We start from the raw sequence: 10097 nt of genomic DNA, 5'->3' as shown, positions 1-10097 counted from the left end.
CCCACCTCCTGCGGATCTTTCTCCCTACGGTTCATGATTAGGAAACCCAAAAAGGGTCGATTCAGTTTCCTAACCATCAAGGCAGCGACAGCGATTACCGCCAGGCAGACCTGACCTGGCGCACCTCGCTGTTGGAAACCCGCGCCGGGCTGTACGGCAACCGTAACGATTACACCCGCTGGGGCGAAGTCAGCGGTTCGCTGGTGGCGATGAACGGCGGCGTATACGCCACCAACACCATCAACGACGCCTTTGCCCTGGTTTCGACCAACGGCTACGCCGGTATTCCGGTCAGCTACGAGAACCAGCGCATCGGCGTCACCAACGACAAAGGCTACCTGTTGGTGCCCACCGTCACTTCGTATTACCACGCCAAATTCCAGATTGATCCGCTCAATCTGCCGGCGGACGTCAATTTGCCGTCGGTAGAAAAAACCGTCGCCATTCGCGATCACAGTGGCTACCTGGTCGAATTCCCCGTCCAGCGCCTTTCCGCCGCCGACGTGGAGCTGGTCGATACGCAAGGCAAACCGCTGGCCAACGGCAGCCAGGTGGCGGTGATCGGCAGCAATCAACAAAGCTACGTCGGGTGGGATGGCATGACCTATATCGACCCGGTGCAGCAACACAACCGGCTGAGCGTGATCCCGGCCGACGGCGGCGCGCCGTGCCAGGTCAGCTTCAGCCTGGCCAACCCGCAGGGGCTACAGCGCGTCGGTCCCCTCGTCTGCCAATAACACACGGAGAAGAAGAACGATGTCTCGGCAAGTGAAAATTCTTTTGGCGGCGCTGCTGCTGCTGTGCGGGCAACGCGCGCTGGCGGACTGCGCCACCACCAACGGCACGGTGACCCTGCCCAGCAGCAACTCCTTCGCCGTCTACAACGGCCAGATCAGCGCCCAGGGTACCGCCGGGCTCAACTGTACCGGGCTGGGGCTCAATCTGTTGACGCAAAACACCGTCACGGTCAAGATCGCCTCCACCACCAACAATATGGCCCTGCTGAACGGCAACGGCTCCGGCGATAAAATTTCCTATCTCATCTACCCGGATGCCAACTACCAATACCCCTACAGCGTCGGCCAGACCATCGACTACAGCTCGCTGAACCTGCTGTCGCTGATCCTGATCTCTTCCAACGTCAACTTTCCGGTGTACATCAAAACGGTGGCGGGTGCGAACGTCAGCGCCGGCACCTATACCGACACCATCAATCTGGTGTGGAACTACCATATTTGCGGCCTGGGCCTGATAGGGCTGTGTATCTGGTGGGACGGCACCAACCAACCCAGCACCGTGACCATCACCGCAGTCATCACCAAAAGCTGCCTGATCAATACCGCCAATAACGTCAACTTCGGCAGCATGGCGCTGGTGGGGCAATTCAACCCGATCAACCAGAGCATCACCCTGACCTGCACCAAATCCCAGTCATACAGCTCCTACTTTACCAACGGCAACAACCCCATCACCGGTTGGCGGCAAATGCTCAGCGGCACCAGCAACTTCCTGCAGTATCAGATCTACCTGCCCAACACCAGCACCGTGTGGAGCAGCACCAACGCGCAAAGCGGCACCGGCACCGGCCTGGCGCAAAGCATTCCCTTTACCGCCGCCATCAATCCGGCGCAGACCGAAGTGCCGGTCGGTACCTATCAGGATAACGTCAGCTATGTCGTGACCTATTAGCCTGGCCGCTAGCCGCTCAGGAAGAATGTTGCCAGAATGTATTTTTTATGTGGCATTTTTTGCTCATTTGGCTATGCTCATACCGATGGCCTTACTGGTCTAACCTCCTACCACATCATTGAGCAAGGAGTTCCCATGAGCAAAACCGTCGTAAAAATTGGCAGCTTCGAGGTCGATGACGCGCATCTTCACGCCGGCACCGACCGCGCCGGCACCCTGAGCATTCCCTGCAAGTCCGATCCGGACCTGTGTATGCAGCTCGACGGCTGGGATGAACACACCAGCATTCCGGCGATCCTCAACGGCAAACAGTCGCTGCTGTACAAGCAGCACTACGATCGGCAGGCGGACGCCTGGGTGATGCGGCTGGCATGAAAATACGCCGGGCCTGCTGACGACGCGCTGCTTTCATCGGAAACAGCGCGTTTTTTTATGCGATGGCGATGCCGCGGCCGGCAAAGAAAGGCGTGAAGCGGTTGAGCGGCAGCTGTACCCGCTCGCGCGTCGCCGAGCTGTCGCCCGAAGGGTTGTGGAAAGTCACGCTTTGCGTATCGGCGGCGGTGATCAGCACCAGATGCCCGCCTCGCTGCGGCGGCAGGCTCTCGGGCCGGCGAATGGAGGGGTGCACCGAGGCGATAAAGTAGCGGTATTGGCTAAGCAGCGCCGATAACTCGGCGGCCTCCAGCCCCACCTTCACCTCCGCTTGCAGCGCAAACTGCTCGCGCACGTACTCGACGAACGGCGCGTAAATCAGCCCTTTTATCCGCTCCCCCTCGCGCACATAGGCACCGTAAGGCAGGCTGCGCCGCGCCAGCTCCAGCAGCGGTGGCGCTTCGCCGTCGCGGTGGCTCAGCACCATTTTCAGGCAGGCCATGCCGCATACGTGGTTGGCCCACTCGACGTACTCCGCCCGATCGCGGGCGCCGCTGCGCGCCCAATTCTCGTCTTGCGCCAGCGTCATGCGGCCGGCGATCAGATCGGCGGCCAGCTCCGGGCTTGCCCACTGGCATTCGTAGGGAACGGCGCGCATCCGTTTAGAACTTGTCGACGACTTTGAAATTCATCAGCACCAGCGTCATGTCCGGCGAGAACAGATCGTACTCTTCGAAGAAACGCTGCAGCTCTTTGCGCCAATGCGCCAGCGAACGATCGCCCTCGCCTTCGGCAAAGGCGTGCGCTTCATCGACCTGATCGTAAATTTTCATTTCCACCGCGGTCAGTTCAACCGCGCAGACCGGTTCACCTTTGCCGTCCACCACCAGGAACAGATCGCCGGCCTGCGGGATCCCTTCGCCGTCCAGGTTGGAACAGGTGGCCGTTTTGGTGCCATTGAGGATCAATTGCACTACTTCATCGGCCTGCTGCTCGGTATCGCCGAACGCCCAGCGCTCAAGGTGCTCATATTTCTGTGGAATTGCCGTCGCCATGATTATACCTTTTGGAAAAATGCATCAATGCAGACAGGATAGTACAACGTATTGCCGGCCGTCTGCATCCGTCGCAAGCGCGACTGCGCGTTCCGCCACCGCCGCCTTTACGAGTTTTTACCGTTCTTCGCTGTGCCTGTCGCGCTGCCGGGCGCATACTGCGGACATTATTCAACCAGTGGCAACCGCCAGGCGGCAACATGCGGCAAGACGACATCGATGCTGACGATACCTTCAGCGATTTACTCAACGGCGTCGCCCTGGTGACGCTTTTCCTCATCACCCTCGTCGGCGGGTGGTACTTCAGTTAAGGGGGCAACGTGGCAACAAAACGCATGGGCAACAAACTCAGTAAAATGGTCGTGGTGCTGCTGCTGATCTGCCTGGCGTTGCTGCTGTTGCGTTGGGCGGCAATCGCCTTCGGTTAAGCTCGCGAACCGGCGCCGGCCAAGCGCCGGCGTCGTGCTCACCGCCGCCCTGGCGCGGTCGGCTCCAGCAGCTCCCGCAAATAGGCCAGACGCGCTTCCCCTTGTGGCAACCAGCGGCGGCACAGCCAATGTTGCGTTTCACCCGTGCGGCTGAGGCGGTAGTACTCCGCCAAGGTTTCGACCCAGTTCATGATGTTTTCTCCTGCTTTTCGACACCGCCAGTATTGAGCGTAAAAACCAGAAGAAATACTGATGGCTTGTTTTTTATGCTTCCTGTTTTGGGTGGCCGGTAGCGAAGCCGCAGTTCAGCTGCTACATTGGGCAAAAATCAACCAGCCGAGGTAGGCCATGACGTTCTCGGAACAGGAGATTAAACCCGTATGGGATGAGGTCGCACGCCTGATCGGCGACGGCGTGATGCAGCTGCGCCATCGTGGCGAAGCGCTGTCGGTGGAAACGCTGGAAAAACATCTGGCGCGGCAGCTGGCGGACAGCAACGATATCGAACGGCGCATCCTGCTCGGCGCCGCCATCAACATGTTGAAAGGCGGAAAATGAATCGCCAACCGAAAAGGTTGGCGATCCGACAGAAGCCCGAGGTATGCAAGCCCGGCCTTCTGCGCGCTACTATGTCACGCTAATATGACGGAATTAATAGGAATTGTCGGGTTTTTACCCAAAACGCCCTATTTTTGTTGCCAACATTACGCCAACACGAAATCGCTGGCATCCAGCGGCTGCCCCACCACTTTCACCAGGAAATCGCTGGCGCCAAAAGCGCCGCCCAGGTTGATCGCCACGTCGCTGACGTGACTTTGCGCGTCATAGCTCAACATCGCTTCACCCGCCTTGCCGCTGAACTGTTCGACGAAGCGAATGCCGTCCACGCTGCCGGTGTTGAACAGCGTCAGATCGATCTTGTCTTCACCGCGCACGAAGTCGCGGATCCAATCCGGTGCCGCCGCCGTCGATTCATCCGCCGCGAAATAGACGAAGGTGTCCTTGCCGGCGCCGCCCCACAGCTGATCCGCCCCTTTGCCGCCATACAGCACATCATCGCCCGCGCCGCCCTTGAGCACGTTGTCGGCGGCGTTGCCCACCAGCACATCGTTGCCCGATCCGCCGATGGCATTTTCAATCGTTACGCCTGCGGCGATGGACACGTTGCCTTTCAGGCCGCCAACGTCCGAGAACGCTTTTTCATTCAGGTTGATGCGCTGATTCTGGCCAAAGCCGGAGAAGTCGAAGGTGTCGTTACCGCCGGCATCCCAGGCGGTGAAAATAATCTTGTCCTGCGCGCCGGTAGCGGTGAGGAAGTCGCGATCGGTATTGGAATTGAAGCCGTAGATCGTATCGCCGGTGCGGGTGTTCATGTTGGCGCCGTAGAAATGCTGGATCGCCGTAATGTCGTTGAGCAGCGGCCCGGAAGAGTACGCGCCTTTAAAGTCCTGCCCGGTGTTGCTTTCGCTGAAATAGCTCATCACGCTGTGGGCGCGGCTGTCCTCGAAATAGGTTGCGTCCTTGCCGTAGGTGATGCTGACGCCCGGCGCGGCGTTATAGTCGCCCGGATGCTGCAGCCCCAGCGCATGGCCGATTTCATGGGTGAAGGTCTGGCGACCGTACTCGTTCTCATGGATCTGGTTGTTGACGAAGGTGTGGTTCTTGGCGTTATACCAGGTTTGCCCGGCAACCGAAGGCGAGGTATCCGGGTTATACGCAAAGGCATAGGAGCCGCGCGAGCTGTAGTCGAACAGGCCGAATTTGATGTTGGCGGCGGCGGTGTTGCTGGTTTCGGTAAAGGTGACGTTGGCCACGTCGGACCATGACTGCAACGACAGTTTGGCCTGCTCGCGCTGTTCGGCGTTAAAGCTGCTGAAGCCGCTGATGCCCATGCTCGACATGGTGCTCGGCGCCTTTTCCCAGAAGCTGAAGGTCAGGGAGACCGGCGTGTCGGTCACGCCCTTGTCGTGCCAACTGCGATCGCCGCGCACCAGCTCCAGGCCGGCGTTTTCGAACGTTTTCGACGGATGAAGCACGGTAATGCTGTCGTCTTCATCGGGTTTATAAGCGCCCAGCAGGGCTAATACGCCTTCGGCCTTAACGGAAGCATTGCTTGATGACATAACCTTATCTCCATATTCGTCAATTCAATCGGGGGGATGCCCCAACTGGCGGATTGCCTGAACGGCAGCGGCCCGGTGTTGAATCAATACGGGGATATCGGTAATGCGGTGGCGCCTTCCCTCGGCACTCTGAATGAGAACGATAATCCCTTAAGAGAAAAGAATAGACACATTTTCGCCGAGTACAGAATTTTCTTAGATAAAGTCCGACTATGCATTTGCGCCATACGAATGATTTTCAAGGTAATCATCAGCATTATCACGATAAGCGGAAGAAACGCATAAAAAAACCGGGGCAATCCAACCCCGGCTATCCATAAGAAATTCTGGACTCAGACTAACCAACCGAGCAGCAGCGTCGCGCCGATGACCGTGGAAGCGCCGCCGATGCGCGTGGCGATTTGGGCGAACGGCATTAGCCCCATGCGGTTAGACGCCGACAGGATTGCCACGTCACCGGTGCCGCCCAGGCCGCTGTGGCAACAGGTGACGATCGCCGCTTCCACCGGGAACATCTTCAGGTAAGGCGCAATCAGGAAACTGACCAGCCCCATCGACAGCACCACCGAGCCGCAGACCACCACATAACCGACCGAGAACACCGCCACCACGCTTTCCAGCGGTACGTACAGCATGCCCAGACCGATCATCAGCGGCCACACCAGCGCCGTGGAGACGAACTTGTAGAAACTGTGCGCGCCGGTTTCCATCGAGGCTGGGATCACCCGGCAGTACTTGCACAACACCGCGAACATGATCATCAGCACCGGGCCGGGAATATGCACGATGTGTTCGAACAGGCCACCGACGATAAAGAAGGCGCAGATCACCAGCAGACCGCCGCCCATCAGTTGGAAATCGACGTTGCCGCTTTGCTCCTTGATGGCGAACATCGCGTTCTCCTGCGCCGAGCGGATCAGCATGCCGTCGCCGCTCAGTGCCTTGCGCTGCATGCCGATGCGAGCCAGCACCCCGGCGGTCACGATGGCGAAGATATTGCCCAGCACCGCCGCCGGCGCCAGCTGCGCGACGTAGACGTCCGGCGTCGCTCCCAGGATCGCCGAATAGGCCAGCGACAGCGGTAAAATCCCCTCGCCGATGCCGCCGCCGATGATCGGCACGATGATGAAGAAGAAGGTGTGATAGAAGGTAAAACCGAACAGCTTGCCCACCAGCAGCCCGGTGATCACCGCCGTCACCGTACCGACCACCAAGGGCACGAACATGCGAATCATCCCCTGGATCAGGATCACCCGATTCATGCCGAGAATGCTGCCGACCACCAGACTGGCGATAACGAAATACAGCAGGTTGGCGTCTTTCATCAGCAAATGGACGGTGCCCATGACGTTAGGCTGGAAGACATTGAAATAGACCAGCACCGACGGCACCATCAAACACAAAATGGCCGGCCCGCCGATATCGCGCAGCACGGGAATGCTTTTTCCCAACTGCGCCAGCGCAAAGCCCAGCGTCATTATCACCGCCAGGCCGCCGATCATATTCTTCGGCAGGAAGTTGGCATAGGCGGAAATCGCCACGATCGCGCAAATCGTGATAAACAATGCGATCGGTACCGCACCGATATCTATTTGACGAAGTTGATTAATTAATCCTGAGGATTCGGACGATGCCGTATTTTTATCACAGGCCAGTTCTGCATTTATCTGTTTCATTATTCACCCTGCTGACAAGCGTACAGTACGGTTAGATTCACCTGGCGCAACGATCTTGCCATAGCCAAGTAAAAACAAATGATTACGAAAAATCCTATTGTGGATTTCGCTTTTTCTAATAAGAAATAAAACAGTAGACAGCTCTGACGATATGATAAAAAATAAAAATGCAAAACTAAATTACGCCCGCGGAATTCAATATTGTGACCCTCCGCCAAGGTTAGTTTTAATTAATTATCGTCAGCATTTTGTAATTAAAGTAATCGGGTTTAAATTCGCTGCTATGCTATAGGAGGGTGAAAAAGCCCCCTGCTTTATTAATAAAGAACCGGAAACGCATTAGCTGAATCCGGTCAGCTTGATCCGAACCTTAATCCTGCGCGCGGCACCGCACGGGAAAGAGGCATAATATGACTCATAAGGAAGTAGAATATGTCTTCACGCGCTGTTACCCCACAAACCCTCGCTCGCTACGGCATTCATCAGGCCGCCGACGTCGTCTATAACCCCAGCTATGAATTACTGTTCGCCGAAGAGACCCGCGCCGACCTGCCGCCGCTGGAACGCGGCACCCTCACCCAGCTGGGCGCGGTCAACGTCGCGACCGGTGAATTCACCGGCCGTTCGCCGAAGGACAAATACATCGTGCGCGACGACACCACGCGCGATACCGTCTGGTGGTCGGACAACGGCACCGGCAAGAACGACAACCAGCCGCTCTCCCCGGAAGTCTGGCAGCATCTGAAAACGCTGGTGGGCAACCAGCTCTCCGGCAAGCGTTTGTTCGTGGTGGACGCGTTCTGCGGCGCCAACGCCGACACGCGCCTGAAAGTGCGCTTCATCACCGAGGTGGCCTGGCAGGCGCACTTCGTGAAAAACATGTTTATTCGCCCGAGCGACGCCGAACTGGCAGACTTCGAGCCGGACTTCGTGGTGATGAACGGCGCCAAATGCACCAACCCGGACTGGCAGCAGCAAGGGCTGCATTCGGAGAACTTCGTCGCCTTCAACCTGACGGAACGCATGCAGCTGATCGGCGGCACCTGGTACGGCGGCGAGATGAAGAAAGGCCTGTTCTCGATCATGAACTATCTGCTGCCGCTGAAGGGCATCGCCTCGATGCACTGCTCGGCCAACGTCGGCGAGCAAGGCGACGTGGCGGTGTTCTTCGGCCTGTCCGGCACTGGCAAAACCACCCTCTCCACCGATCCGAAGCGCCAACTGATCGGTGATGACGAGCACGGCTGGGACGACGACGGCGTGTTCAACTTCGAAGGCGGCTGCTACGCCAAGACCATCAAGCTGTCGCCGCAGGCGGAGCCGGAAATCTATCAGGCGATCCGCCGCGATGCGCTGCTGGAAAACGTCACCGTGCTGGCCGACGGCAGCATCGACTTCGACGACGCCAGCAAAACCGAGAACACCCGCGTCTCCTATCCGATTTATCACATCGAGAACATCGTCAAACCGGTGTCCAAAGCTGGCCATGCGCGCAAGATCATCTTCCTGACCGCCGACGCCTTCGGCGTACTGCCGCCGGTATCGCGCCTGACGCCTGAGCAGACCCAGTACCACTTCCTGTCCGGCTTCACCGCCAAGCTGGCCGGCACCGAGCGCGGCATCACCGCGCCGACGCCGACCTTCTCCGCCTGCTTCGGCGCCGCGTTCCTGACGCTGCACCCGACGCAGTATGCCGAAGTGCTGGTGAAACGCATGGAGGCCGCCGGCGCCCAGGCTTACCTGGTCAACACCGGCTGGAACGGCAGCGGCAAACGTATCTCGATCAAAGACACGCGCGGCATCATCGACGCCATTCTAAATGGCGACATTGAGCAGGCCGAGACCTTCACGCTGCCGATCTTCGGGCTGGACGTGCCGACCGCGCTGCCGGGCGTCGATCCGTCGATTCTCGATCCACGCAAAACCTATGCCGACGAATCGCTGTGGCAGGAGAAGGCGCAGGATCTGGCGCAGCGCTTTATCGATAACTTCGCCAAATATACCGTCACCCCGGCGGGCGAAAAACTGGTGAACGCCGGGCCTAAACGGTAACGGCATTCTCCCGCTCAAGGGCCGATTCGTCGGCCCTTTTTTGTTTTCACTCCTCTTCCAGCAAACCCGGCATCACCAGCGCCACCGCCGCCGCGATGCGCTCGTCGATCGCGCTGCCCGGCGGCAACAGCCCCAGCGTCATCTGCCGCAGCGGTTCGGCGATGGTCATCGCCAACAGCAGGTCGCTGGTTTGCGCCCAGTCGCGCTCACGCAGCCACCCGCACTGCTGCTGGCGCTGCAGCCAGTCCGCCACCGTCGCCCGGCCGCGCTGAATACCGTTGCGCTGGTAGCTGTCCAGCAGCCCCTCGCGCCCCGGAAATTCGCTTTGCAGCAGCCGGAACATGCCCACCGCTTCCGCACTCAGCACCTGCTGCGCGATGGCCTGCAGCCCTTTTTCCAACAACGGCGCAACCGCCGCCCGCTGCCCGGCATCCTGGGCGAAGGCCGGCTGAAACGCCTCGGTCCAACCGCTTACCGCCTGCGCCACCAGTTCGTCGCGGTTGGCGGCAAAGCGATACAGGGTTTTTTTAGCCACCCCGGCGCGTTTCGCCACCGCATCCACCGTCGCCGCGGCATAGCCACCGTCGATCAGCAGTGCCAACGTCGCCTGAACCAGCGCCGCGCGCAGCGCCGTTTCCGGCGTGGCCGGCCGGCCGCGAGCACGCAGCGGTTCTGTATTCGGGTTTGCCATATTTATTCCTC

Annotated in this window: 11 protein-coding genes and 1 pseudogene; 6 read left to right on the top strand and 6 right to left on the bottom strand. The window is 58.9% G+C overall.

The genetic code is table 11. The features are described 5' to 3' along the window. Positions 1 to 83: 83 nt before the first annotated feature. From AC4PR2_RS21750 to AC4PR2_RS21740, 3 genes and pseudogenes are all read left to right on the top strand, one after another. A pseudogene (locus AC4PR2_RS21750) lies at positions 84 to 737 on the top strand (fimbria/pilus outer membrane usher protein); the annotation flags it as partial. Between the two features lie 19 nt (positions 738 to 756). Continuing rightward, a complete protein-coding gene (locus AC4PR2_RS21745; RefSeq protein ID WP_060419273.1) occupies positions 757 to 1689 on the top strand; it encodes a Csu type fimbrial protein in 933 nt (310 codons plus the stop codon). 135 nt (positions 1690 to 1824) lie between these two features. After that, positions 1825 to 2064 (top strand): YebV family protein, encoded by a 240-nt coding sequence (locus AC4PR2_RS21740; RefSeq protein ID WP_060419275.1) that lies wholly within the window; start codon positions 1825 to 1827, stop codon positions 2062 to 2064. A 55-nt stretch (positions 2065 to 2119) separates the two neighbouring features. Here the strand turns inward: AC4PR2_RS21740 and AC4PR2_RS21735 are convergent, their stop codons facing one another. Then, positions 2120 to 2719, bottom strand: coding sequence for a C39 family peptidase (locus tag AC4PR2_RS21735; protein WP_087763520.1), 600 nt, complete (start codon positions 2717 to 2719; stop codon positions 2120 to 2122). Between the two features lie 4 nt (positions 2720 to 2723). Beyond that, complete coding sequence (locus tag AC4PR2_RS21730) at positions 2724 to 3116, bottom strand: ASCH domain-containing protein (RefSeq protein WP_197804055.1); 393 nt, start codon at positions 3114 to 3116, stop codon at positions 2724 to 2726. 335 nt (positions 3117 to 3451) lie between these two features. Between AC4PR2_RS21730 and yniD the strand changes: the two genes are divergently transcribed. Further along, positions 3452 to 3544, top strand: a complete 93-nt coding sequence (yniD, locus tag AC4PR2_RS21725; RefSeq protein ID WP_016928013.1) for a small membrane protein YniD — start codon at positions 3452 to 3454, stop codon at positions 3542 to 3544. Positions 3545 to 3582: 38 nt separating this feature from the next. Here the strand turns inward: yniD and AC4PR2_RS21720 are convergent, their stop codons facing one another. Then, positions 3583 to 3735 (bottom strand): hypothetical protein, encoded by a 153-nt coding sequence (locus AC4PR2_RS21720; RefSeq protein WP_169318360.1) that lies wholly within the window; start codon positions 3733 to 3735, stop codon positions 3583 to 3585. Between the two features lie 157 nt (positions 3736 to 3892). Here AC4PR2_RS21720 and AC4PR2_RS21715 point away from each other — a divergent pair, with 157 nt between their 5' ends. Next, complete coding sequence (locus AC4PR2_RS21715) at positions 3893 to 4102, top strand: hypothetical protein (RefSeq protein ID WP_004931526.1); 210 nt, start codon at positions 3893 to 3895, stop codon at positions 4100 to 4102. A 146-nt stretch (positions 4103 to 4248) separates the two neighbouring features. Here the strand turns inward: AC4PR2_RS21715 and AC4PR2_RS21710 are convergent, their stop codons facing one another. Together AC4PR2_RS21710 and AC4PR2_RS21705 are read right to left on the bottom strand one after the other, a co-directional pair. After that, entirely contained in the window at positions 4249 to 5667 is a 1419-nt protein-coding gene (locus AC4PR2_RS21710) for a serralysin family metalloprotease (protein ID WP_492175449.1), read from the bottom strand. 332 nt (positions 5668 to 5999) lie between these two features. Beyond that, entirely contained in the window at positions 6000 to 7343 is a 1344-nt protein-coding gene (locus AC4PR2_RS21705; RefSeq protein ID WP_492175448.1) for a 2-hydroxycarboxylate transporter family protein, read from the bottom strand. Positions 7344 to 7775: 432 nt separating this feature from the next. On the opposite strand from AC4PR2_RS21705, the gene pckA reads away from it, so the two are divergent. Then, complete coding sequence (pckA, locus tag AC4PR2_RS21700) at positions 7776 to 9395, top strand: phosphoenolpyruvate carboxykinase (ATP) (RefSeq protein WP_038882150.1); 1620 nt, start codon at positions 7776 to 7778, stop codon at positions 9393 to 9395. A 46-nt stretch (positions 9396 to 9441) separates the two neighbouring features. On the opposite strand, the gene AC4PR2_RS21695 is transcribed toward pckA, so the two are convergent. Then, on the bottom strand, positions 9442 to 10086 hold the full coding sequence (locus AC4PR2_RS21695; RefSeq protein ID WP_492175447.1) for a TetR/AcrR family transcriptional regulator: 645 nt from the start codon (positions 10084 to 10086) through the stop codon (positions 9442 to 9444). Positions 10087 to 10097 lie beyond the last annotated feature (11 nt).

Source organism: Serratia sp. A07 (assembly GCF_058725505.1).
This window is presented reverse-complemented; position numbering and strand designations above follow the sequence as displayed.